Origin of the sequence: Bacteroides sp. 519, from assembly GCF_010500955.1 — a bacterium.
GTDB lineage: Bacteria > Bacteroidota > Bacteroidia > Bacteroidales > Bacteroidaceae > Bacteroides.
Genome location: NZ_QVMJ01000002.1, coordinates 35,461 through 60,961, shown reverse-complemented (window position 1 = coordinate 60,961; position 25,501 = coordinate 35,461). Strand labels below are relative to the sequence as shown.

Genomic DNA, 25,501 nt, shown 5'->3' with positions numbered 1-25,501 from the left:
AAAAAACAAATGAAGAAAATAACACTCTCATTGCTCGGATTAATAGCTTTCGTTGCAGTTATGGCTCAATCCAATATCACGCGCGATACGTATGTTTACGCTATCAAAGGCTCTGATACCCTTCACTTAGACATCTACCTCGATCATTCAATCGCTGTAAAAGAGCTTCGTCCCGTAATGATTCATGTACATGGCGGAGGATTTTCTGCCGGAAGCCGAAAGAATGCAGCCCAGGAAATGTTCAACCGCCATTATGCCGAACATGGATTTGTATCCGTATCGATTGATTATCGTCTGGCTGCTACCCCCGATAACAAATACAAAGTGACAGGAATAGAAGATGTCGTTCGCATTGCCACTGAAGATTTAGTCTCTGCTACAAACTTCATCTTGGGTAAAGCCAACGAATTGAAAGCAGATCCTGCAACAATATTGATTTCTGGTGGAAGTGCGGGTGCCATTACCTGTCTTACATTGGAGCATGACATCTGCAATCATGTTGAATATACTAAAGCTTTACCTAAAGGATTTAATTATGCAGGTATTATATCGCACGCAGGATCCATTGCAATTCCGGGTGGAGGCAAGACCTTAATTTGGGCCGAAAAGCCATGTCCTATGTTGCTTATTCATGGTGACAAAGATTTTGCTGTACCTTTTGATAGCGGAGAAATGTTGGGACTAACCTCGGTAGGTACAAAATACTTGCATGAACAGTTTAAGGAAATGAAAGTTCCTCATTGGGCTTATGTTGCGAAAGGCGCCGATCATATCATGGCCATGAAAGCTTTGACTGATAATAATGAAGAAAGCGACCGGTTCTTTCGCAGCTTCATCGTAGACAAATGCCAATCCATAGTATATACAGAGTGGGCAGATGCAGAGCCAGCTGATATGTCGTCTGTAGATCAAATGGTTAAATATGTTCCTCTTTATATATTAGGGTTCGGAAAATATTTGGAAGAGATGGAGAATATGCCGATAGAAAAGCCAAAGAATATCGTGTTTTGAAATGTTACAGCTAGATAATATATAGCAAAAGGAAATATGAAAAAGTTCTTCAAATTCTTATTTGTTCTTTTTAGTTGCCATTCATCTTTTTGCTTGGCGCAGAATCAGACTAAAGAAATGGATCAATTTGTATCCAACCTTCTGAGCCAAATGACTTTAGAAGAAAAGATAGGTCAAATGAATCTTTCTTCTGGAAGTATGGGTGCTGTTCTGGGTGGCGGAGAATTGCTGTCAGAAGCAATTCAGAAAGGAGAAATAGGTGCTACCGGGGGCTTTTCATATGATGCCGCGAAGAAAATCCAGGATGCTGCCCAAAAATCTCGACTAAAAATTCCTATCCTTATTGGCATGGATGTAATTCACGGCTATAAAACAATTTTTCCAATACCACTTGGGTTATCATGTAGTTGGGATTTGGAACTTATAGAACAAAGCGCTCGTATTGCAGCAATCGAAGCTAGTGCTGCGGGGGTCTGTTGGACCTATTCCCCAATGGTTGACATTTCCCGTGACCCACGTTGGGGAAGAGTTTCCGAAGGTTCAGGAGAAGACCCCTGGTGGGGAGCACAGGTTGCAAAAGCTATGGTTCGTGGTTATCAAGGTGATGATCTAACAAAGAACAACACGATAATGGCTTGTGTAAAACATATAGCACTATATGGCGCGGGAGAAGCAGGACGCGATTACAACACAGTAGATATGAGTCATCTGTCCATGTTTAATGATTATTTCCCTCCTTATAAGGCTGCTTTTGACGAAGGGGCAGGCAGTGGAATGACATCTTTTAATCTAATTGATGGAATCCCAGCTTCTGGTAGTAAATGGATGATGACAGAAGTGTTGCGCAATCGTTGGGAATTCAATGGCTTTGTAGTAACTGATTACACCTCAATACCTGAAATGATAAATCATGGGTTGGGCAATTTAAAGACTGTATCTGCATTGGCATTAGATGCAGGGGTCGATATGGACATGCAGGGAGACGGGTTTATGGGAACCTTAAAAACATCGTTGAATGAAGGCACAATTACGATGACACAAATAGACCAAGCTTGCAGGCGAATCCTTGAGGCTAAATATAGACTCGGGTTGTTTGATGATCCCTATCGATACCTGAATCCTGAACGTTGGGAAAATGAAATTCAGACAGAAGACCATCTGGATGCCGCCAGAAAAATTGCAGCGCGTTCCATGGTATTATTAAAAAATGACCGTAATACCCTGCCTTTGAAAAAGAAAGGTAAAATAGCTGTTGTCGGACCATTTGCTGAAGCGAAACCGGATATGTTGGGCGCTTGGGTTCTAATACGTGATGCCAAATCCATTTCTTCTGTTGTTGAAGGGATAAAAAATGTAGGGGGTAATGCTGTTGAAGTTGTTACGGCTAAAGGTTCCAATATTACCGATGGCCCTTATCTGAAGACGAATTTGAACTCTCCATTTGCAGCATTCATGGGAGTAAAGATGGAAGATGAACCCAGGACACCACAAGAAATGCTGGAGGAAGCGCTCCAGGTTTCAAGTGATGCAGATGTTATAGTAGCTGTTTTGGGTGAATCATCAGCAATGTCGGGCGAAGCTTCAAGTCGTGCCGAAATTGATATACCTAAGAGTCAGAGAGACTTATTAAAATCTTTGATAAACACAGGAAAGCCAGTTGTTTTAGTTCTTATCAATGGGCGTCCTTTGACCTTAAATTGGGAGGTAGAAAATGTACCTGCTATCTTGGAGGCGTGGGCACCTGGTACTGAAGCTGGAAATGCGATTGCCGATGTGTTATTTGGCAATTATAATCCTGCAGGAAAATTGACTATGACTTTCCCAAGGAGCGTTGGGCAAATACCACTTTATTACAATCATAAAAACACAGGAAGACCCTTCGATGAAAATAATAAGTTTACATCTAAGTATCTCGATATACCTAATGAAGCTCTTTTCCCGTTTGGATTTGGTTTAAGCTATACAACATTTGAATATGGTGATATCGCATTAAATAAAACGAAACTAAGCGGCAATGATAAATTAACTGCATCTGTTACATTAACAAACACAGGCGGTATGGCTGGTGAGGAGGTAGTACAGTTATACATCAAAGACCCAGTAGCAACTATTTCCAGACCAGTTAAAGAATTGAAGAATTTCAGGAAAGTGATGCTGCAACCGGGTGAAAAGAAAGAAATTATTTTCGAAGTGACCTCCGAGGATCTGAAATTCTATAATTCGGAACTTTTCTATGATTGGGAACCAGGCGAATTCGAGATTCAAATAGGAACCAACTCATGTCATGTTAAAAAAGCAAGTATTACATGGAAAAAATAATGTTATGAAACGAATTAAACCCTCTTTACTGCATATCTGGCTCGTTAATTTAACGATCCTATGCTCCTGTACTTCGCCTGTTGCGGAAGATAAAAAGGCCCATATTATTCCCGCTCCCGAGCGGATAAAAGCAGGAAATGGTCTGTTTACACTCCAGCAGAAAAACCGTATATCCTATTCAGATCAATCGTTGAAAGGATTGGCAGACAGCTTATCAACTTGGATTCATGAGTTAACAGGATTGGTTTCTATAGTGGAAACGTCTACTTCCTCAAAAGGAAAAATCCACTTGGAACTGACAAAGGATAAAAGTGCCTTCAATGATCTCCCTGATATATATGGCAACAGCCCCAAAGAGGGCGATTCGAGAGAGGAACAATACCTTCTGTCTATAGGCCAGAAGAACCTTCGAATTCAAGCTACAGCACCAGAGGGAATATATAGAGGAATGACCTCCCTAAGACAACTGATTGGTGGAAACATAGACAGTAAGGGAGAAAAGGTTTACCTACCGTCTCTTGAGATTAAAGATAGTCCTCGGTTTGCATGGAGAGGGCTCTCACTGGATGTGTCGCGCTGTTTTTTTACCGCAGAAGAGGTAAAGCAGGTGATTAGGATGCTCTCTTTATACAAAATGAATGTTCTTCATCTTCATTTAACAGATAATCAAGGTTGGCGAATCGAGATTAAGAAACACCCCAAACTTACAGAGATAGGTAGCAAAATACCCAATGATGGAAAACCTGAAGGCTATTATACACAGGAACAATTTAAAGAGTTAGTTCAATACGCCGCTGATCACTTTGTGACAATAGTTCCGGAAATAGATTTCCCTGGCCATGCAACCGCCTTATTTACTTCCTATCCGGAATTTGAAAATGCAGTGAAAATAAAAATGGACTTAGGCATTGCCGGACAAACGTTAGGTGCTTTGGATGTAGATGATGCTAAAGCCATGCAATTTGTAGAAGATGTAATTACTGAACTGGCAGCGATAACAGCTGGTAGTTATATCCACATAGGCGGTGATGAAACAGTGGGATTGGCTGAAGACAAATACATTCGCTTTATGAATAAAGCTCGTCAATACACATTGAATCAGGGTAAGAAGATTGTGGGATGGCAAGAAATAACCCGCGCGGATATTACAGAAAACGATCTGTATCAACATTGGATATACTTTGAGAATAGCGAAGCAGATCCAGAAGACAAAGGTGAAAAAAACATTTCCCCAGAGGTTCTAAAACTTTTGGGAGAAAGTTTCATGAAAGCAGCAAAGGATATAGAAAGAGGTGTTAGCAAGAATGCAAAAACAATTGTATCTCCAACCGGCCTTGTTTATTTAGATCATCGTTATAAAGAACCCAGTGCTGATACACTACAGCGCATTATACAAGAAAAAGTTGGGTTTACTTTGCTGCCCAAAAAGACCATTCAACAAATGTATGAATGGGATCCTTCCACGTTAAATCCATTATTGGATCCTTCCCAAAACATTGCAGGAGTAGAAGGTGCAATCTGGTGCGAGACTATCACCAATTTTAAAGAACTTCAGTTCATGTTGATGCCTCGTTTAGCGGGAATAGCGGAGAAAGGATGGTCTAAAGTAGAAAACACCTATTGGGAAGAATATAGAGTAAGATTGAGTTCGCATACTCCTCTTTGGGAGAATATGAATTGGTATTATTTTAAATCTTCCATGGTGGATTGGAAACAATAAATTCAATATATGAAAACGTTCAGAAGAATCATAAAGCAGCAACGCGCCTTCTTATTCGTATCGGTTATTACTCTGACATGTATATCATGCAAAGACAAGCGAGTAACTGAAGTAGATAAAATAATATCAACCATGACTTTAGAAGAAAAAGCTTCTATCGTTGTGGGTGCAGGTATGGAGAGAGCAGACGGAGAGAGTACTGTTGTGGGAAATACACATCATCTTGTGCCCGGCGCTGCAGGAACAACTGTTCCCATCCCACGCTTGGATATACCTGCAATCGTGTGTGCAGACGGACCGGCCGGACTACGTATATTACCCCATCGAGAAGGAAACGAACAAACTTACTATTGTACTGCTTTTCCTATTGCAACAGCATTGGCCTCATCATGGAATACAGAATTAGTAGAAGAAGTAGGTAAAGCACTGGGTAATGAAGTTCGGGAATACGGAGTAGATATCTGGTTAGGACCAGGTATGAATATACACCGAAATCCCCTTCACGGACGTACATTTGAGTACTATTCCGAAGACCCATTGGTGACAGGCAAAATAGCTGCGGCTATGATTAATGGAGTACAGTTTAATGGTGTAGGGACATCTCCGAAGCACTTTGCGGCAAACAATCAGGAGGTAAATCGCATGTATAGCGATACGCGTGTAACTCCCAGAGCTCTTCGCGAAATCTATCTGAAAGGATTTGAGATTGCAGTAAAAGAATCATCTCCGTGGACAGTGATGTCTTCCTATAACATGATAAATAACACATATTCAGCACATAATAAAGAGTTACTTACAACAATATTACGTGATGAATGGGGTTTTGAAGGCTTTGTTATGACAGACTGGTTTGGAGGGAAGAATCCTATTACTATGATACAGGCAGGCAATGACCTGATGATGCCTGGGCTACCTCAATACAAAGAAGCTATTCTGAATGCTATAAAAGAAGGAACATTGTCCGAAGAAACACTAAATGATGCAGTAAGAAGAATATTATCCATCATAATTCAGTCTCCACGGTATAATAAGTATAAAAACTCAGATGCACCTGACCTCAAGGGTCATGCAAAATTAGTACGCCGTGCCGCTGCAGAAGGAATAATATTATTAGAGAATAAGAATACACTGCCCTTAACAGCTGAGGTGAAAAATATCGCAGTATATGGAGTGACCTCTTATAATTTTATAGCAGGAGGGTCTGGTAGCGGTGATGTGAACAAAGCCTACTCAATATCTCTTATTGACGGACTAGAAAATGCCGGTTACAAATATGATAGAGAGTTAAAAGACCGTTATGAGAAACATATCCAACAAGAAAACGAGAAAAACAAACCAGACGCCGATGATAGTCTGGCCCCTTTCCTTCCCGGAACGCGGCCAACAGAGATACTCCCCGAGCAATCATTGCTCCGTAAACAAGCAAAAGATGCTGATATTGCATTAATTACCATTGGTAGAGCTACAGGCGAATTTGTAGACAGGAAAGTAGAAGACGACTTTAAATTAACTCTATCTGAGCAAAAATTAATAGAGGATGTTTGTAACGTTTTCCATGCTGAAAGAAAGAAAGTCGTTGTTGTGCTAAACATTGGGGGCGTTATAGAAACTACATCCTGGAAAAACAAATCCGATGCAGTGGTATTAGCCTGGCAGGGTGGTCAGGAAGCTGGTAATGCAGTTGTTGATGTGCTAAGTGGAAATATTAATCCGTCAGGGAAATTGACCATGACTTTCCCTAATTCATATATGGACGTGCCGTCGGCTACTAACTTTCCATATAATTACGAGCCTAAATATCCTGTCGAGATAGGTATGGGACGTGGTAAAGTTGAAGAGGATCAGCAACTACGAAATGTAGATTACACTGTATACGAAGAAGATATATATGTAGGTTACCGTTATTTTGATACATTTGATAAAGAGGTTTCTTATCCTTTTGGCTATGGCCTCTCTTACACTACCTTTGGCTTTAACAAGCCTTCCGTAACAGAATCAAAAGGTGAATATGTTCTCAAAATAACTATAACTAATAATGGGCAGCATGCCGGAAAAGAAGTTGTACAGGCTTATGTTACTGCTCCTGATCCTTCCGCAAACAAGCCCCGGCAAGAGCTCAAAGCATTTGTAAAAACGGGTCTATTACAACCCGGAGCATCTGAAACAGTTACCCTCCGCTTTAATTCATACGATCTGGCTTCATTCAATCCAGACGCCAATGCATGGATAACAGATGCCGGAAGTTACAAAGTAGCTATAGGAACCTCTTCGCGTGATATAAGAGAAGAGATAACATTTGAAATCAATACAGTGCAGGAAGTCAAGGTGCATAATGTGTTGAATCAGATGGTTGATATAAATAAGTTGAAAAAATGAATTTAGTAAAAATAATACTATGAATAAGCATTCATTATTGAGCCGTTTATTTTGTTTAGTGATAGTACTCATTCCGTCATGTATGGAGGTTTGGGGACAAACAAAAATAAATCATTTAACTGTTGATAGCCGTGTTGCCCCATTGGCCATGGATATAAAGACCCCCGATTTAAGTTGGCAAATGGAATCTGATGAGATCGGAATTAAACAAACCGCTTACCGTATCGTAGTGGCAGCCGATTCGGATTTCAGGAACCTCCACTGGGATAGTGGCACTGTTAACTCCGACAAATCAGTAGGTATTGTATATGGAAGTTCAATTTCTGCAAAGCCATTGGAACCGGAAACCGATTATTACTGGAAGGTGGAAGTGAAAGATAATAAAGGAGGCATCCATTCGGCTACGTCGACCTTTTCCACCGGATTAATGAATCCCCGACTTTCGGCATGGGATGGTGCCTGCTGGATTGGCAGTAATGAGTTGTCGCTGGATGCGGCTTCGGCTATGCTTTTTACCATCGACACAAAGTTTAGGATTGTAAAAGGAAATAAGGCATCTTTGATTTTCGGGGCGAATGATTTCCGTTTCAGCAATGAGTTCCAGAATGTAGAACTGCTGTCTGGCGAAAACTACGTTCGTCTGGAGTTTGATGTTTCCGGCATCGGAAAGCAGAATGGTGCCGTGCTAAATGTTTACCGTGTGGGGTACGCAAAAGACGATAGAGCTGATGTACCTTATAAAACCATTTCGACGGCGACGGTTCCGAAAACCAATATCAATCGGTTGCTGACGACTGCGAATGCGCATAGCGAGAATCAACTACAAATCAAAGCAGATGCCAGCTTCATTCAGATTTCTATCAATGGCGAACTCTTGATTGTCAATGAAGGAAATCCCTTTGTAACGAATGACACCGATCTTTTAATCAGTCCTTTCGAAAGAGGGGGTGGCAATTTCAATACCTATCCCAACCTGAATTCTATCGGGTTTTATGCCTCTGCCGGAGAAGCGGTAGAGTTTACAGACTACCGGTTGATGAATGTGGGGCAAGGCAAAAATGTACCGTTGTTTGACGCGTCGACCGGAGCTACTTACAGGATCTTTAAAGATATTCCGGGAGTGTCTGTAGAAGGAAATAAAATCTACGTAAAGGATAATGCCTTTGGCTATGCCGACCCGAGTTATTACAGTTCATTGTCTATGCTTCGCCGTGAGTTTGACATCTCCGGAAAGAAAGTAAAGAAGGCCAAAGCGTATGTTACGGCGATGGGGGCTTACGAAATGTATATCAACGGCAAACGGATTGGCGAGGATTGGTTCAATCCCGGCGTTAGCCAGTACAGAGAAACGATGACATACCATGCGTATGATGTGACGGATCATTTGGAAAAAGGTAAAAATGCCGTGGGCGCTATACTGGGTCCCGGATTCTACACGGGATATATGAGTTTCACACCGGGCAATTACAATTTCTTCGGCGATACGGAAGCATTCTTGCTGAAACTGGTGGTTACGTTTGAGGACGGCACCAAAGAAACCATCGTTACCGATACCCGCAACTGGCAACTGTACAAGGGCGGACCGGTAGAGCACGCAAGCATGTTTCAGGGCGAACGCTATAACGCCAACAAAGAGGAAGCCGTAAAAGGCTGGAACCGTCCCGGTTATAATGCATCGAACTGGAAAGGGGCTGAGATTGTAAAGCCGCGCGACTGGACACATTTCGATTTCCTTGCCCGCCGCGATAACCCCATCCGCGAGATAGAGCGCCCGGAAGCCACCCGCGTACTAAAGACACACAGCAAAGACCGGACTACGTATACCTACGATATGGGCGTGGCTTTGGTTGGCGTACCATCTGTAAAAATCCCCGCGGGAGCATTGAAGCAGGGCGATGTGGTGACGTTCCGTTACGGCGAGGAAATTTATCCGGGCAATGAAGATTCGCCCAACCGGATGCTGCCGGACGGCACAACATACGAATCGTTGTACGGATCGCAGGGCGCTTATCGTCCCGGAGTTGCCGGACGTGTATTGCACGATACGTACAGGGCGGCACTGGCCACCGATTTCTACACGGCAAGCAAAGCCGATGAGAGCCGGGAAGTGATTATCGAACCGCATTTCACCTACCGGGGATACCGCTATATACAGGTTACGGTTCCCTCGCGCAAATCTCCGCTGCCTGCCGCAAATGTGAAAGCCATTGTGCTCTCTTCGGAGCCGGTGACCGGAAGCTACCGGGGAGAAACGACCGATGAGACCGGCAAACTCGTGAACCAGCTTTATAAAAACATCCGGCGCAGCCAGTTGGGGAACTTCTTTTCCATTCCTACCGACTGTCCGCAACGCAACGAACGGATGGGTTGGACGGGCGACGCGCAAGCCTATTCGCGCACGGCCACATACAACGGCAATGTGCAGAGTTTCTTCCGTCAGTGGATGGTTGCCCTGCGCAACGATCAGGCCGTAGGCGGAGAGAATGGCGCTCCGGCGGGTGGCATTGGCAACACTGTGCCCACTTATTCGCGTCAGCGCGAGCGCACCTTTGCCGATGGAACTACCTGGGCGGCAGCCATCTGCATGGTTCCGTGGCAGCTATATTTACAATACGGCGATGTGGAAATTGTCAAAGAAAACTTCGGCAGCATGCGCCTCTGGCTGGACGGTATGCATCACTATAAGGTGCCGGGATACAGCGGACTTTCTTCGCGGACTACCGACCTGGCCGACTGGCTTAACATCGACTCGCGCACCAGTAGCGACATCTGCAACAACGCTATCTATATTTATATGATGGAGGTTTCGGCGGTTATGTCCGATGCAATCGGCGAAACGGCTTATGCCGGAGAACTGCGCAGGCGTCACGGGGAGGCTGTGGAGTCATTCAACAAAGCCTACATCGACCCGGCTACGGGATTGACACGTAACCTGTCGCTAACCGATGGTTCGGCAGGCGAAATCATCGACTCGCAAACCTCGTATGCCACACCGCTTAACTTTAACCTGTTCAGTGAACAGATGAGTGTTACAGCTGGCCGATATAAAGGACTTACCTACAAAGAATCCGCCGTGCGCCGCCTGAAAGAACTGGCTGCCGAACCCGCCCGCAGCGGTAATGAGGGTACAGTAATCATGCCTTTCTTTGAAGGATTCGTGGGTGCAGGCGGTAGCGATGTGCCTTATAACCCAACGGAGAACTCCCGTCCTTACACCATCACCACCGGTTTCTCGGGTACGCCAAACATTCTGCCGGCATTGAGCAAAACGGGCGAGGTGGAAACAGCTTACCGCATGCTGGCGTGCACCGATTTCGTGTCGTGGTTATATCCCGTAAAACTCGGCTCAACCTCCATGTGGGAGCGTTGGAACTCGTACGAACTGGCATTCGAAATGGGTGGCCGCAGCGAAATGAACTCCTTTAACCACTTCGCGCTCGGCTCTGTTGGCTCGTGGATTCATGAGTACCATCTGGGCATAACAACCGATACCGGCGGCTATCAGCATTTCGTGCTGCAACCGCTTCCGGGAGGTACGTATACCAAAGCATCGGGCAGTTATGACTCCAACTACGGAACCATCCACAGCAGTTGGACGGCCGATAAAGGGCAGCTTACGGGGTATGAATTTACGGTTCCGGCCAATACATCGGCTACGGTTTATCTTCCGGTAGAAGAGTCCTCGGTAAAGGGCGTCAGGAATAGCGAAGGAATAGTTTATATAGGTATGAAGATGCGTAATGGCGTGCCTGCGGCTTGCTTTGAGGTGCAATCGGGCAGTTATAAGCTAAAGTTAGAAAAGAATCAATGGAAAATTGCGGATTAAAACGCTGAAAAAGAAAAGCTGAATATCAAAATGTAAGCAGTTCTTGCCTCCCGAGGCCTCGAGAGGCAAGAACTGGACTCCGGGCATGCTTCCCAAGTACTTGGGAGGGCTCAATTTGTCATCCGGCAAGGTTCCCAAGGGGTTGCGAGGCATGAACCGAGGTTCCGGCAAGCCTCCCGAGGCCTCTGGAAGCAAGAACTGACCTTCGGGCACACCTCCCGAGGGGTTGGGAGGCAAGAACTGACCCTCAGGCAAGGTTCCCAAGTACTTTGGAAGCAAACCCGTATGCAACGTCTCGCTGCAAAACGAATAAAAAAATATAAATATGAGAAACAACACCTATACGGTCATTGCCCTGGCGGCAATCACCCTATCGGCCTTTACCGCATGCGGTAAAGGCCCCAAAAACCAGTCGCAGGAAGCGGTTACAGCATATCCTACCCTGGTCATCGCCCAACAAACAGCCATCCTTGAGTCCGTTTTCCCGGCCACCATCAAAGGCACGGAAGATGTGGAGATCAAGCCCCGGGTAGAAGGTTTTATCGAGGCCGTTTATACCGACGAGGGCGCCCGTGTAAGCAAAGGGCAGGCGCTGTTTAAGATAAGCTCTCCGCAAACCGAGCAACTTCTTTCTTCGGCACAAGCCTCCGTTCAGAGCGCCAAAGCACAGGTAAACACCGCCAAGGTAAATGTTGACAGAATCCGCCCGCTGGCAGAAAAAGAAATCATCAGTCAAACGCAGCTACTCACTTACGAGAACGCGTACGAAACCGCCCTCGCCACGCTGATGCAGGCAGAAGCCACGCTCAAAAATGCGCAGGCCACCATGGGGTGGACAACAGTAACAAGTCCCGTGGACGGTTTTGTGGGCACCCTCTCGTACCGCGTGGGCAGCCTGGTTAACAACTCAAACGTAATCACCACCGTTGCCAGCACGGACAATGTATTCGCCTACTTCTCGCTCAACGAAAATCTGCTGCGCAACTTCCTCAACAACGCTAAAGGAAACACGCAGGCCGAGAAAATCGGGAATCTGCCTCCGGTCACTCTCCGGTTGTCCGACGAAACGGTTTACCCTGAAAAAGGTAAAATAGAAACTATCTCCGGCGTAGTCAACGTCTCCACCGGGTCGGCCAACTTCCGGGCCGGATTCCCCAACAAGCAAGGGCAGCTCAGAAGCGGATTCAGCGGCCAGGTCGTGATTCCGGAAGTGGTAGAAGGCGCCATCGTCATTCCGCAGAAGGCCACCTTTACCCAACAGGACAAAGTACTCCTTTATAAAGTAGAGGAAAATACCGCCGTGCAAGTGGTAGTAAAAGTAAGAGAAATGCCCGATGGCAAACACTACGTCGTAACCGACGGCCTGAACCCGGGCGACCGAATTATAATCGATGGCGTGGCCACCCTGGCCGACGGCAAAAAAATAACCACAATCTCATGCTAAAAACATTCAACTGGTAAAATCTGCCATGCAGTTGCTTGAAGTCGAGGAAGAACCCGTAAAGCAAGCAATGGCACAAATGATTGAAGCCAAAGATTTGGAGCTGGACCGTGAAGCCATCTACCTTCCCCCTTTTTACTATGCCGAATGTGGTACAGCCAACCGTCTTTTAGCACTGGTGGAAGCAGTTGAAGCAGACAAGAAGAAGCCTACATTCAACCTTGCCGCCATCTCGCAAGAAACCGGTATTGAATACGATGATATTCAGATAGCCGCTATCCGTCAAGCCGTAGAATCCAAAGTAATGATTCTTACAGGCGGTCCCGGAACAGGCAAGACCACTACCACGCAAGGTATCATTGCCGCTTTAAAGACGGCAGGCATGAACATCTTACTTGCCGCACCCACTGGCAGAGCCGCCAAACGAATGAGCGAAGCTACCGGCATGGAAGCTAAAACCATCCATCGACTTTTGGAATACAATCCGAAAGACGGATACAAGCGTAATGAAGAGAACCCATTGGAAGCCGACGCTTTGATTGTAGATGAATGCTCTATGATAGACATTCTCCTGATGAATCACCTGATGAAAGCCATTCCTTCGGGAATGCGGCTGGTGATGGTGGGTGATATTGACCAATTGCCCAGCGTCAGGGCAGGCAATGTATTGCGAGATATTATTGATTCAACGAAAATTCCTGTTGTACGTCTCACCCGGATTTTCCGCCAAGCCCAGTCCAGCCGCATCGTGATGAGTGCCCATGCCATCAACAACGGCCGGTTTCCCGATACGAGCAACGGCAAAGACACCGACTTCTTTTTTATAAAGGAAGAAGATCCGGAGCAGGTTGCCGAAAGCATTGTCCACCTGGTGAAAGAACGGCTTCCGAAAGCATATAGTCTGTCGCCCAGCAAAATACAAGTCCTTACGCCCATGCAACGGGGAGTCGTGGGCGCATCCAATCTGAACTTAGCACTTCAGGAGGCTTTGAACCCCACATCTGTTTGTCTGAACCGGGGCGGTTATTCGTATCGAAAAGGCGACCGTGTAATGCAGATACGGAACAACTACGACAAAGGAGTATTTAATGGCGACTTGGGGTACATAGAGGAAGTAGATATGGCAGAACGGACCCTTATCGCCAGTTTTGACGGCATTTCGGTAGAGTTTGAAGCCTCCGAACTCGATGAACTCTCTTTGGCATACGCCACCACCATCCATAAATCGCAGGGCTCGGAATATCCGATAGTAGTCATGCCGGTGTGATGAATCATTATGTGATGCTTCAACGAAACCTTATCTACACAGGCATCACCCGCGCCAAGAAGATTTGTGTGCTTATCGGTACCACCAAAGCGCTGGCTTATGCTATTCGCAATATGTCGGTATTGAAACGCAACACGAAACTCAAGGAAAGGTTAAACCCATCATTGGTTGCAAAAACAGATAAATCGGATCTAACTCCGAAAGTTATTCCTTATCCGCAGTCATCAGAAGCGCCTTATTCAATGGCGGCGGAAGATATTGTTCTGTACGGAAATAAAGAAAAGTGAAATAGTCCTGTTTATAAAGACAATGTGAAACATAGGCTAAAGAACTAGATCACTAAGGATTCACTTCAATATATCCTTTCGCAATTTTCCTAGACAACGGCAATGCTTCTCACTAAAATCCTCTCCAAAAATATCTTCGTAAATTTGTTGTTCAGTGTATTGTAGGGCTATAACCGATTGAGTTCCATTCTGGAGAAGACGGCTAATACTGCGGATGTTAGCATCAGAATATCGCTCTTTGAGATCCAACAGACGTAGAGCTTCTACTTTGTGGTAGTTGTAGCGTTCACGCAGGCGGAAAAGATCAATAGTTTTTTGGTAATCAGTATCTGTACATTTAAACTCTATACCATAATCATTCTTATGACTCTCAAATCCAAAAGTAGAACAAGTTGATTTCTTTGGTATAACAGTTATGGTGACATTATTGTCAAAATCATAATCAGAGCTTGTAGGACTCAGTTTGCAAAGTTCCGCATCGGTTGATCCTATAGTCTGAGAACGCTTTAACTTTTCATTGCAGACCTGGCAGCTAGGAGTGAAATTATAAAGAGATAATGCTATAATGGGGCATGAACCTTTATCCAATATATGATCCAAATCAAAATGATTTTTAGCATTATTAAGCAAATGGTCACTCTTCTTCTTCTTCTGAGACTTCCAACATTTCATATTATCAAATTCATCTAAGGTACTAAACAAATGTCTCCCTCTGTAATCAATTATTTTCTGAGCTGTACTTTGTTCTATATCGAGAAAACGAGTTAGATCTTCCAAGGGAGCATTATTTATAAAATCCAACATGTCGGAATATATAACCCAAAAGCCATACGCATTAACATAAGCCATATCACAATAATGGCAAGTATGGATTTGAAATCCATTTTGAGAATTCATAAAGAACGAAGATAATTTAGGTTGCCAAACTGTATAGTTAAAAATTTCCTCCAATTTTTGTTTAATATCTTTTTTTTGGAGATCGGTCAACTTATTGGTATTCATCATGGCTACATATTCTAAGTAGATAGGTGTCAGTTTTTTAAAATCAGCAACCATAATATCCTTTACCTTTGAAGGTAACGAAGTAAAATAGGGATTAATCTGCTTTCTTATATTCTTCCATTTCTTTTGTTTCTCCTGACTATCATTCTTAAACAATTTTAAATAAGCAGCATTCAATGTCTTCTTATCTATATTATATTTTACCTTAATCATAATGAATCCCTTTCTGCACGAAGACGGTCTAGCTGCTGCTGTGCTTTATTTATCTCCCAATCTAGCTTTTCCTGCGGAGATATGTACTCCCGTAATTCCTGGAGCATCTGTCCGATAGTCTTTTTAAGGAATTTATCAGCAATGATACTTTCCAGATAAGCAAACCGGACAGCATTCTGCTTCATTTCCAGAACAATTCTATCACGCTTTGTTATATCATTCCTTTCGTTGTACAAACCAATGATATATTCCAATTCCGTACGGCCTATTTCGCCCATTGAGTATTCCATAAAAAAGCTATTATTGAGTAGCTCATGAATGTTAGCACAGAAAGTTTCTTTAGTCGTAAGGTCTGTTCTGTCTCCTAAAAACAGGATATTCTTTTGTGGAAGATCGGATATTACAAAAGGAGAATGTGTAACCATCAGAATATTGATACCTTTCAAGTGCTTAAATTCAACATTCTGCAAAGCATCCGTTAAGAAATACAAGAACCTACGTTGTAAATCGGGATGAAAGTATAGCTCTACTTCATCGAAAATCACATTCACATATTTATATGTCAGAATCTTCTTATCTGATTCTGCATCTGGGGAGATAGAATCTATATTTACCAGATGATAGATAAAATTGCTTATCGTATAGGCAATCTGCCTTTCACCAGAGCTTAATCCCTCGAAAGGAATAATCTCTTTTTTTCCGGTCTTAAGGTTGCTTTTTTCTATTTGTAGGGTGATATCAAATATAGGAGGAGGTAGCAAATCAATATAGTTGATTTGCCATTGGGCATATTTCTTATTCTCTACAATCTCTTTAGCTTCTTCATAAAGACTGTCCAATGGATAAATTGAGCGAGATTTTCCTTGATAGATTTGGAATTTTAACAAAAACAAAGCACGCCTCAATTTTAAGGTCTTATGACTCGTATCTTTGGCTAGTTCTTCCAAATGCTTTTGGGCTTTCACTTCGCTGTAGTTTTTCGAAGAAAAATTATTGCGGATCTTTCCATATTGTCTGTAAGTACGGATTATCTTCAGTGTTTTATATACTACATAGTCTTTAGCATCCTGTACCCAAGGCATAACCGGTAATTTGTCGATATGATAATACTTAAGCCAAAACTTCAATATATAATCATAAATGTATGGAAAATGATTGTCTAAGTGGGTATTCTGTTTGATATCCAAAGTTGTACGCATATTCTCTTTCGAGAATATCTTTGTCTCTAGAGGTGGCAGAAAAAGTGAAACAACATGAATATCTTTATTGATAGTCCGGAATGGGAACTTACCATTTCCCCCGTCAAAGAGTAACATGGAAAGCTGCCTTTCTTTTGCCAGTTTATTTTCCTCCGGGACATTAATCAATCCCTCATTACGCATTGGATGAACTACGATTGGAGTGTGATAACCATCATTCTTATGGAAAATTCCTTTCATCCATACTTCATCTTCAACTAAAGTATTAGAATCATATTCCTTTTTAGTGATTGCTGTAAGCCGTTGTTTCGGAGTACATTCCCGAAAATAATCCCGATAATTGAAAGCATACATGGAATAGTTGCAAACAATAGTATAGAACAATCCCAATATAGTATCTAACTTTTCGGGCTGAAATTCAGCGACAGAATTGGGATCATCCGATAATTGCATGGACAGATTCTCGGAATCTGCACAACGGGTAAATATGCCCTTTCCTGCATGGAATTCTTTATAATTTATAACGTTTACCAATCGACCTTCTATTTTTATAATCTTAATCTGGTTATCAATAAATATAGCCAGAGAAGCATATACATTTTCTATGTAATGAAGGTGTGCTGCTGTTTTAAATTTCTGCTGTTCACCTAGAATTGCAGCAGAAAGATTGTTGAGGATGCGGATAATCATATCAATGATACTGCTTTTTCCTTTGCCATTCTCACCTACAATAGCACTGATACTTATGGTAAGTTTAGGAATATCATAGAGAATCGCATCGCAAAAAGCGTCTTTACTTACGGTAACTGTTTCATTCTTATCAGAGATATTAAATCCATCGTAAAAATAAAACCATTTGTCGGATTCAAACAGAGTTTTCTGCATGCAACTCACATTTACTAATGTTGCATTACTCACAAAAGGCTTATATACACGAAGTCCTATTAAGCGTAGATATTCTGGTAACTTTTTATCATCATCTAGCGCTTTACTTGTTATAGGTTTATTTTCCATAACTACAATAGATTTTACGGATTACTGTTATCTTGACTCTCTTTATCATTTTTATTCCCCTTTAGATTCTTCACTATTCTTTCTTGGGCCAAGTGGTCCCTTCGTATGCCCTCGGTTCAGATCCACACCAGCCTCATTCAATATCCTAAAAACAGAACTGCGGCTTTTGAATCCACTCGTTTTCCAAATGTCATCGATCGTATGTCCACTCTTATACATATTTACTACAAGCTTAGTTCTCTCTGCTTTATTGTGAGCAGCAGAAGTCAGAACTTTGATTTTGCTCTTCAACTTGCGGATATGATTAGTAGCTTTCCGGTTGGCATTTACCTCTCCAGGCAATAGAGCAATGGTAAGCAACACATCTGACGTTTTGGTTTCAGGAAACAATTCATTGTCGGAATCAATCTTGTCATGAATGGAGATAATCCGGATGACTTTCACCCGGCAAAATTCCAGGAAGAAAGCCAACTGCCGAGTGCCCTGTAGTACATTACTAAATTTAGGCACGACCAATTCATCGCCCTTATGCAGGTTTCCCAGTACTTTATTCCATAGTGGACGCAGCTTTTCCTGTTCCGGTTGCTCTTCGACAATCTCACAACAACCGTATTCCTTCATCCATTCAATATCGGCTTCAGCACCATCATAATGGGCGGAACGCATCAAATAGCCAACTTTTGCCATAACTTATTCTTTAGATATGAAATTCGCGAGTAAAGTTATAATATTTATAATAAAATAAATCATACTTGAACCAGAAACATATATACTTTATATTTTTTCCCTTATACCATTATTCGACAGATGCAGATACTATCTATGCCCTTGTCTGAACACTCTGACATATCCTGATATGAAAAAACTCGAACGGTCCAAATCCTTCGTTCAGTATCATATTTTTCAAGAATGGCATGTTTTCCATATTCTGTTTTTACTACTTTTTTTTATCTACTAATTAATTTATAACCAATTATATAAATCATATTATGAGTATGATTATACAAGAATAATTAAATCAATTGGTAGATGATATTTCTCTGAAATTTTATAATATACATTTGCATTTGAAATTTTAATCAAAGACAATATGGAGCGATTTTCATTGAAAAGGAGACTGCATAAATGGCAGATGAAATATGCACAACATCCAAAACGTACTGTGTCACTTTTTATCAGATGGAGAAATAATCATACTCATCTTTTAATAATACCTATTTTAATATTATACCTGTCAGGTTGCTCTTCAAAGGAGAATCACCATTTTCAGGATTCCGATGAAGCTGTTCATGCTTACAGTGATCTGCTGTACCAAATAAGGCTGCATGAAAAAGCTTCAACAGACCTTATCATTGATTTAGTTTATGAATGGCGAACGTTGAGTGACTCTGTCTTTGCCTGCATCAGTCGGGACAGTATCAATAATAAGAATTATCATGCCAAGTCCGCTTATGGCATAATCAACGACTCAATAATTCTTGAGTTCGAACGCCTGATTGACAGCAACTCCCGTAATTTCAAAGACTACTGCCACGTTCTGGATAAATTATCCGGTCCGAAACTCCCTGAAGAGACAAGAGGATTAGTCGTATCAGCTCACAAGTTTTTCCGTTCCATGGATTCCGTAACGGTTCATCAGGTTGACAGGAAGCATACCATACGGATTTACGAAAACATGCTGGAATCAGCCTTGTCCCGTGGCATCCAAACCAAAGAGGACATCCTGCATTTCCTGAGAACCGAGGACGTTGCTTTCAGATTATTCCTTAGCCATTTGTCATCCTGGGGAGATACATCTCTCAATAATATCAAGGTGAAGACAGAAGCGCAGACAAAGAGCATTTTTGAATCAACCGACCAAAAGCAGCCGGTAATAAGCAAATCGGAAATCGTGATATTAATGACCATGCGTAATAACCGGCGGTTGCTCCAGAATGCCTGTACCTGTGTGACTGACATACAGAAATTAAGTTTCAAAGACAGCAACCAAGCGACGGCATATTTGTGGATGCTTCTCCAGCCTTGGCTGTCAATAGACGGATTCTCCTACGTATTACTATCCCAGGAAGAGAAAGAATCACTGAAAAAATTGGCTACTGAAATGCCGCAAGCTTTCAGACAGTTGGAATCCGGATATTTTCCCATTGACTTAAACGAACTTCCATCACTTTTATTAAAAGCCTATATTGATAATTTATACACCACATCTATATGCAACAAGAACTTATAGAACGTTTCATCATGTTATCTTCTCTGGAGATGCCCAACCTTATTGTGCAAACTCTTTTTCAGGGAGCGGAGCTATCCGATGAAAGCACATTACTGACATTCTCTTTACCAAAAAAGTATTCATTGGAAGAATTGATTGACGAGCTAGAGGATCAGATGGAATTAATCCTTTTATATCATCACATTCCTTCAGAAGATACCACCTTTGGCCATCATTGCTGCGCCTATTCCAACCCACATTTTGACCACATGTACAAAATCAATGCCATTGCAGACGATCGTTGCCAATGCGATACAATCTACGTCACCCTGTATTCATCATTGGAAGTCATGGGCATTGAGTTGCGTAATGAACTAATAGATACAGGCAAACATGGGCAGTTTATTTATAACCGTAAAATTGAAGAATTACTACGGGACTTTATCTGACATGAAAGCGGAGCTATATCATCAATTAGTTACTCTTATACATACCACTTATACATGGGTGGATGTCATGGATACCAATGGAGAAGAAGTTTTCAGTTTTCATACCGGTGGAAATTTTCATCCTGTTCGCTGCCGAATTCTGTGTCTGGTCGCCAAATGGTCCAACCACAATTACCCGAAAGGTCAACGCTGGCGCATTCCTGAGTTTGAACTGGACAATGCCGTACGTGCGTTAAAGCAAAACCCCTCGTTCAGAAAACGTTACCGAAATGGGCAACTTCTCTATACGGATGCCGAAGCCATCATTAAGGAAGCCTCCTACGGGCACATTATTTTAGAATTAGAACCATAATAAAAATGATTACAAACAGTCTACATATCCTACTTCCTGCATTATTGCTTCTGTTTTTCCGATTTGGCTATAAAGCGGCCGGAAAAAGAATGGGCAAATTCTATGTAAACATGACCTGCCGCCAATGTTGGCGCAAGTTCTATACGCTGGCAATGCTGTTGGTTTTGCTGCTGTTCCATTTCAACTACGCCAATATAGCCCCAAGCGTGTATGACCTGGCACCCTCATCCGTAGTCCTTATCTTTCTGTTCTCACACCGTTTTACAGAGCGTATCATCTATTTCCTGCAAGACAGAAAGATGTTTTTCATCAGTGCCATTATTACCATGGCCTGCCTGTTTGTCCCGCACTTCTTTTCGACAACTGTTACTATGGGGATTCTTTTGTTTGGCGCGGTGTTTTATCCTCCACGAAAAGTGTGCGAGCGGATTTCATTTGCTGATTATCGCAAAGAAATAATAGAGCAGCCGGATAAAATCATATTCCATTATTACAATTGGAATGACTGACAATCAAGTTTCTTTTTTCGATGGCAATTGACAGTCACATTAAAGAGTCAGGATTTCTTCATAAAAGGACTTGCCGGAAAACTTCTTTTTCCCAATATACAAGTCCCAACAAGACGACTACAACAGCTTGTTGTCAGTCACTATCCATATCCAATCCCATGATTAGAATCGTAATATTATCATTAAAAAAAATAATTCCATGAGTGAAATTATTGCAGATTACCAGATAAAGGCAGACAAGTTCCTGCTTGAGTATCTACGTCCCAGATCTACAGAACGGACATCAAAATTGGATGCCTTTTGTGAACTGATGAACATGGCAATGAATAAAGATACCCCATCAGAGGAGACCCGGTTCGGCACCACCGTTCATTTGCATCAAGGACAGTTTACAGTGACTGTCACCGACCTTGCAAAAAAATGGAATTGGCATAGAGTTACAGTCAAGTCCTTTCTCGACAAGTTGGTTGCTATGAATTATGCTGATATGTCTTCGGAGGGTAAATTCTTTGTAATAACCATGCGTTATACCCAAACCTCGGAGCATGATAAGAACGAGGTTCTGTTCACCAAAGACGAGCGCCGGCTTGTCAGATGGCTGAGTGGCTATATCAGTATAGAAGAGATGTTCTCTTCCGGTGTCGATTTTTTCAAGGATACGGATGCTATTTTCAAACCGCAGGAGACAGACAGCAGAGCGGATGCTGGGGCACGGCTGCACCGGTTCATCTCACATCTCATCCTGAGTCATTCCAATCTTATCCCGGAACAGCCCGATGTGAATGCGACACTCGCTACACTCTTTACCGAACATTGTCACCATGACTTCATTGAATTCTGGCGTCTGCTTTCTTTGGGGGGTCTTCTCTTTTCAAGTAGTCAAAGTCCGATACTCCAACCATGTTTGCCCGAACTTCCGGAAGAAGTCAAAAAGTTATCGGATATAATATTTGCACACTACGGAGCGATGCTCAGTTCCGCACCCGTTGAAAATAAAAAATAGAAATTACCGGAAACTTGCCATCCCAACAAAAGGCATGAAATCTCGCTTTAACAAAAATCAGCCTCACGATTCCATTATCCCTTCCTTTCCGGCAGGATATTCACTTCGGAGGTCTTGACCTCTTGTAAGACACAAGGCTTGCCTTTTCAGGCACAGAATTTATTCTGTGGGTAGCCTAATACCCCATTTGCAAAATTGCAATGGCAAATAGGCTCTAACGAGGCAGCAAGCTGCGGGAAAAAAAACTAAAAAATATGGCGAAACAAATAAAACAGGTCATGGATATCCGTGCCTCAAAAGGGATAACAGTTGGTCAAAGTAACGAGCATCAGCGTAGATGGTCGGAGAAAGGTTGGGATTCTGCTGTCAGTACCGGGAATTATGACCGCAGCCGGGAGGCTCTTAATTTCGAGATTAAAAAGGGAGGGATTGTTTCCGCTGTTGATAAGCGTAAAAGCATACCTCAACTGATGGCAGAAAATCTGGCGGAACGTGGCATTAAAGATCCCAACGAGGGTCGGGAAACACCTAAGTATCGGACAGTGGTCAACTTCATTTTGGGTGGTACACGTGAACGTATGCTTGAAATCGCTTTCGGAAATCAAAAGGTGGATCTTGCAAAGGGTGCTGACAACTCACATATAAAACGAAGTCCTGATATTGAACGGTGGGCACAGGATATGTACAGATTTGCAAGTGACAAATGGGGGGAAGAAAATATTGTCGCCTTCATTGTACATCTCGATGAAACTAACCCGCATATCCACATGACTCTTTTGCCAATAGATAAGGACAAGAAGTTTGCATTCAAAAAAATGTTTGCTGGTAAGGATAAATATGAATATAAGGAAATCATGTTGGCTCTTCACGATGAACTGGCCAAGGTAAATGAAAAGTGGGGGCTGAAGCGTGGAAACAGCATTGCCGTAACAGGTGCAAAACATCGCACAACGGAAGAGTACAGACGTGATCTTACAGAACAGTGTACCACTCTCGAAGGACAGATTGAGGAGAACAAGAAAATACTCAAACAGCTCTATGATGATATCCGGTTTGCGGAAAAGAGAGTCAAGGGACTTACCACGATGACCTTGAATTTGGAGCAGCGGAAAGAAGAATTGGAAAAAGAAATTGCCACTGTAAATGAAGAATTGAAAAACGGCAAAGGTAATTCTGAAGAGTTACACGAACGAATTAAGAAACTGGATAATGACCTTCAAAAAGTATTGGATAATTTGGCAGATAAGCAGGCAAAACTGGAACATGCCAATGGACAGTTGGATGAGTTGAAAAGTCTTAAAGACAAGGCGAAAGAACTGACAAATCAGTACCAGCAGCAACTTAGGGCTTCGACAACCAATCTAACCCAGCAAGTACGCTTTAGATTGGCAGATGTACTCTTGGATGACTTAATCAGAGATTTCAAAATGATATTGCCAACTCTTAGTCTTGATACAAAAGAAGCCATGAGTGATTCGTTGTTGCGGGATATGGCGGAACATGGGGAAGAGATTATCAAATGTGCCATATTCTTATATGCCAATATGGTAGACCAGGCGACCAACTTTGCGAAAGGCCATGGAGGAGGGGGAGGGGGAAGCGACCTTCCCTGGGGACGTAAGGATGACGAAGATGACCGGGCTTGGGCACGCTGTCTAATGATGGCTCACCGGATGATGAAGCCAAGTGGAAAAAATATGCGAAGATAGTTTTCGAGTATGATAACAGGTATGATTTTTTCCAAGAAACAAAATGCAGGTTAAATACAGATTGATTGGAAGTAGAACTTTTCGTTACCTCATTTAGATACGGTTTCTTTGCCCTATAAATCAAATTAAGATTACAATGATAAAGAAAATATTATTGATTTTGCCACTCGCTTTGCCGCTAAAGGCACAAGCTGATGATGTCAGCCCTTTAGATAGTCTTATAGTTCATAATGTTTCTTTAGAGATGCTCGAACCAATTAAACCATCCTACCTTGAAAATATTACTTCTGCGAGGATATGGAAGGATAATTGGTTCCTGAGCATTTCCGGTGGAGCTTCGGCATTTGTCGGTTCTCCGTTAGGCTGTGCCGACTTGTTTGGCAGGATAGAGCCGACTTTATCTGTTTCAGGAGGGAAATGGTTCACACCAGCGATTGGTGGTCGGGTTTCCTTTCAGGGGTTCAAACTTAAAAACAGCATGCTGCATAAGCAATCATACAAAAGTGTACATGCTGATTTTTTATGGAATGTAATGTCTCACTCTTACAATGCCCGTGACCAGCCAAAATGGAAAATTGTTCCCTACGTAGGACTTGGCATCATACATAATGAGGATAATGGGAACAGTCCTTTTGCCTTCTCTTATGGCGTGACGGGACAATATAGTCTTTCTCAAAGGACTCACCTAACTATGGAACTTGGCGGCACTACTACATTTAAAGACTTTGACGGTCGCGGCGCTTCCAATAGATTCGGTGACAATCTGATGAGCCTCACAGTCGGTCTATCTTTCTCTATTGGAAAGGTAGGCTGGAAAAGAGTGGTGGATGCCAATCCTTATATAAGGCAAAATGAATGGTTGATTGAGTACGTTTCTTCCTTAAACGATTGCAATTCACTGTTGACCAGGCAACATAATGAGGATGTGGAATCAATCGCTGAATTGAAAAAGATTCTGGAGATTGAAGGTTTGCTTGATTTGTATAAGAATCACTCCAAGAATGAAGGCAAGAAAACTCCTTCAATGAAATTCTATCCAAAGAACGATTACAGTGGGCTAAATTCCCTCCGCTCAAGATTACAAAGTACTCAATGGCCGGATAATTCACTCAGCGGTGACTCCATTCAAGGCAAGGGTTCAACAGAAAGTTATAAGTCGGGGAGTTCTCCCGGATACCAATCATCATTACAAGGTTATCTTTCCGGGTTGTCAAAAAGTTGCATAGGCGCACCTATCTTCTTTTTCTTTGAGTTGGGAACAAATCAACTTACGGACGCTTCCCAATTAATCAACTTGGATGAGATTGCCAGGATTGCAAAACAATTCAATCTGAATATTAAGGTTTGTGGAGCTGCTGACAGTGCTACTGGAACTGCTGATGTTAATCATAATTTAGCAGCCAGCCGTTCCGAATATATCTATTCACAATTATTACACCGGGGCATTGACAAAAATCAAATTTCAGAGGCAAATAAAGGAGGGATTGATACCTATACGCCGAAGGAAGCCAACCGGCACACTTCAGTGATGCTCTTCCTTAAATAACAACTACATTCAAATAATAACTTTTTCGTAATAAATAAAACATTAGTAG

At 42.5% G+C, this 25,501-nt stretch carries 16 protein-coding genes and 1 pseudogene; 14 read left to right on the top strand and 3 right to left on the bottom strand.

Features of this window, described 5'->3' with window-relative positions:
• The first annotated feature begins 9 nt into the window (after positions 1-9).
• The 7 genes and pseudogenes from D0T85_RS02740 to D0T85_RS02710 all read left to right on the top strand — a co-directional run.
• Entirely contained in the window at positions 10-1,011 is a 1,002-nt protein-coding gene (locus D0T85_RS02740; protein WP_163210013.1) for an alpha/beta hydrolase, read from the top strand.
• Positions 1,012-1,047: 36 nt separating this feature from the next.
• Positions 1,048-3,330: a beta-glucosidase BglX gene (gene bglX / locus D0T85_RS02735; RefSeq protein ID WP_163210011.1), complete on the top strand. Its 2,283-nt coding sequence runs from the start codon at positions 1,048-1,050 to the stop codon at positions 3,328-3,330.
• A gap of 4 nt (positions 3,331-3,334) precedes the next feature.
• Entirely contained in the window at positions 3,335-5,050 is a 1,716-nt protein-coding gene (locus D0T85_RS02730; protein WP_163210009.1) for a family 20 glycosylhydrolase, read from the top strand.
• A 9-nt stretch (positions 5,051-5,059) separates the two neighbouring features.
• Positions 5,060-7,426: a beta-glucosidase gene (locus tag D0T85_RS02725; RefSeq protein WP_163210007.1), complete on the top strand. Its 2,367-nt coding sequence runs from the start codon at positions 5,060-5,062 to the stop codon at positions 7,424-7,426.
• 19 nt (positions 7,427-7,445) lie between these two features.
• The gene (locus tag D0T85_RS02720) at positions 7,446-11,252 is read left to right on the top strand and encodes a family 78 glycoside hydrolase catalytic domain (protein WP_163210005.1); all 3,807 of its coding nucleotides are present in this window, start codon (positions 7,446-7,448) and stop codon (positions 11,250-11,252) included.
• Between the two features lie 325 nt (positions 11,253-11,577).
• A complete protein-coding gene (locus tag D0T85_RS02715; RefSeq protein WP_163210003.1) occupies positions 11,578-12,696 on the top strand; it encodes an efflux RND transporter periplasmic adaptor subunit in 1,119 nt (372 codons plus the stop codon).
• Positions 12,689-14,247: pseudogene (locus D0T85_RS02710) on the top strand (ATP-dependent RecD-like DNA helicase); the annotation flags it as partial. The gene D0T85_RS02715 and the pseudogene D0T85_RS02710, both read left to right, overlap by 8 nt.
• A 60-nt stretch (positions 14,248-14,307) precedes the next feature.
• On the opposite strand, the gene D0T85_RS02705 reads toward D0T85_RS02710, so the two are convergent.
• The 3 genes from D0T85_RS02705 to D0T85_RS02695 are packed head-to-tail and all read right to left on the bottom strand — an operon-like array spanning position 14,308 to position 18,362.
• Positions 14,308-15,462: a hypothetical protein gene (locus tag D0T85_RS02705; RefSeq protein WP_163210001.1), complete on the bottom strand. Its 1,155-nt coding sequence runs from the start codon at positions 15,460-15,462 to the stop codon at positions 14,308-14,310.
• A complete protein-coding gene (locus D0T85_RS02700) occupies positions 15,459-17,675 on the bottom strand; it encodes an AAA family ATPase (protein WP_163209999.1) in 2,217 nt (738 codons plus the stop codon). Before D0T85_RS02700 ends, D0T85_RS02705 begins: the two co-directional genes overlap by 4 nt.
• Before the next feature lie 51 nt (positions 17,676-17,726).
• Positions 17,727-18,362: a recombinase family protein gene (locus tag D0T85_RS02695; protein ID WP_163209997.1), complete on the bottom strand. Its 636-nt coding sequence runs from the start codon at positions 18,360-18,362 to the stop codon at positions 17,727-17,729.
• Positions 18,363-18,837: 475 nt separating this feature from the next.
• Here D0T85_RS02695 and D0T85_RS02690 point away from each other — a divergent pair, with 475 nt between their 5' ends.
• The 7 genes from D0T85_RS02690 (at position 18,838) to D0T85_RS02660 (ending at position 25,452) form a co-directional block, all read left to right on the top strand.
• Positions 18,838-19,905: a hypothetical protein gene (locus D0T85_RS02690; RefSeq protein ID WP_163209995.1), complete on the top strand. Its 1,068-nt coding sequence runs from the start codon at positions 18,838-18,840 to the stop codon at positions 19,903-19,905.
• Positions 19,887-20,333 carry a hypothetical protein gene (locus D0T85_RS02685; RefSeq protein ID WP_163209993.1) on the top strand — a complete coding sequence of 149 codons (447 nt, stop codon included), beginning with the start codon at positions 19,887-19,889 and terminating at the stop codon, positions 20,331-20,333. Before D0T85_RS02690 ends, D0T85_RS02685 begins: the two co-directional genes overlap by 19 nt.
• Positions 20,305-20,685 carry a hypothetical protein gene (locus D0T85_RS02680; protein ID WP_239060625.1) on the top strand — a complete coding sequence of 127 codons (381 nt, stop codon included), beginning with the start codon at positions 20,305-20,307 and terminating at the stop codon, positions 20,683-20,685. The genes D0T85_RS02685 and D0T85_RS02680 overlap by 29 nt, the downstream gene beginning before the upstream one ends.
• 5 nt (positions 20,686-20,690) lie before the next feature.
• A complete protein-coding gene (locus tag D0T85_RS02675) occupies positions 20,691-21,194 on the top strand; it encodes a hypothetical protein (protein WP_163209991.1) in 504 nt (167 codons plus the stop codon).
• Positions 21,195-21,393: 199 nt separating this feature from the next.
• Entirely contained in the window at positions 21,394-22,197 is an 804-nt protein-coding gene (locus D0T85_RS02670; protein ID WP_163209989.1) for a hypothetical protein, read from the top strand.
• Positions 22,198-22,451: 254 nt separating this feature from the next.
• Positions 22,452-23,906 carry a MobV family relaxase gene (gene mobV, locus D0T85_RS02665; protein ID WP_163209987.1) on the top strand — a complete coding sequence of 485 codons (1,455 nt, stop codon included), beginning with the start codon at positions 22,452-22,454 and terminating at the stop codon, positions 23,904-23,906.
• 136 nt (positions 23,907-24,042) lie between these two features.
• Positions 24,043-25,452 (top strand): OmpA family protein, encoded by a 1,410-nt coding sequence (locus D0T85_RS02660; protein WP_163209985.1) that lies wholly within the window; start codon positions 24,043-24,045, stop codon positions 25,450-25,452.
• Positions 25,453-25,501 lie beyond the last annotated feature (49 nt).

What these genes read in the sequence shown, in the direction of transcription:
- D0T85_RS02740 (WP_163210013.1), top strand. Translation starts at nt 10, where the DNA reads ATGAAGAAAATAACACTCTCATTGCTCGGATTAATAGCTTTCGTTGCA.
- bglX (WP_163210011.1), top strand. Translation starts at nt 1,048, where the DNA reads ATGAAAAAGTTCTTCAAATTCTTATTTGTTCTTTTTAGTTGCCATTCA.
- D0T85_RS02730 (WP_163210009.1), top strand. Translation starts at nt 3,335, where the DNA reads ATGAAACGAATTAAACCCTCTTTACTGCATATCTGGCTCGTTAATTTA.
- D0T85_RS02725 (WP_163210007.1), top strand. Translation starts at nt 5,060, where the DNA reads ATGAAAACGTTCAGAAGAATCATAAAGCAGCAACGCGCCTTCTTATTC.
- D0T85_RS02720 (WP_163210005.1), top strand. Translation starts at nt 7,446, where the DNA reads ATGAATAAGCATTCATTATTGAGCCGTTTATTTTGTTTAGTGATAGTA.
- D0T85_RS02715 (WP_163210003.1), top strand. Translation starts at nt 11,578, where the DNA reads ATGAGAAACAACACCTATACGGTCATTGCCCTGGCGGCAATCACCCTA.
- D0T85_RS02705 (WP_163210001.1), bottom strand. Translation starts at nt 15,462, where the DNA reads ATGATTAAGGTAAAATATAATATAGATAAGAAGACATTGAATGCTGCT.
- D0T85_RS02700 (WP_163209999.1), bottom strand. Translation starts at nt 17,675, where the DNA reads ATGGAAAATAAACCTATAACAAGTAAAGCGCTAGATGATGATAAAAAG.
- D0T85_RS02695 (WP_163209997.1), bottom strand. Translation starts at nt 18,362, where the DNA reads ATGGCAAAAGTTGGCTATTTGATGCGTTCCGCCCATTATGATGGTGCT.
- D0T85_RS02685 (WP_163209993.1), top strand. Translation starts at nt 19,887, where the DNA reads ATGCAACAAGAACTTATAGAACGTTTCATCATGTTATCTTCTCTGGAG.
- D0T85_RS02675 (WP_163209991.1), top strand. Translation starts at nt 20,691, where the DNA reads ATGATTACAAACAGTCTACATATCCTACTTCCTGCATTATTGCTTCTG.
- D0T85_RS02670 (WP_163209989.1), top strand. Translation starts at nt 21,394, where the DNA reads ATGAGTGAAATTATTGCAGATTACCAGATAAAGGCAGACAAGTTCCTG.
- mobV (WP_163209987.1), top strand. Translation starts at nt 22,452, where the DNA reads ATGGCGAAACAAATAAAACAGGTCATGGATATCCGTGCCTCAAAAGGG.
- D0T85_RS02660 (WP_163209985.1), top strand. Translation starts at nt 24,043, where the DNA reads ATGATAAAGAAAATATTATTGATTTTGCCACTCGCTTTGCCGCTAAAG.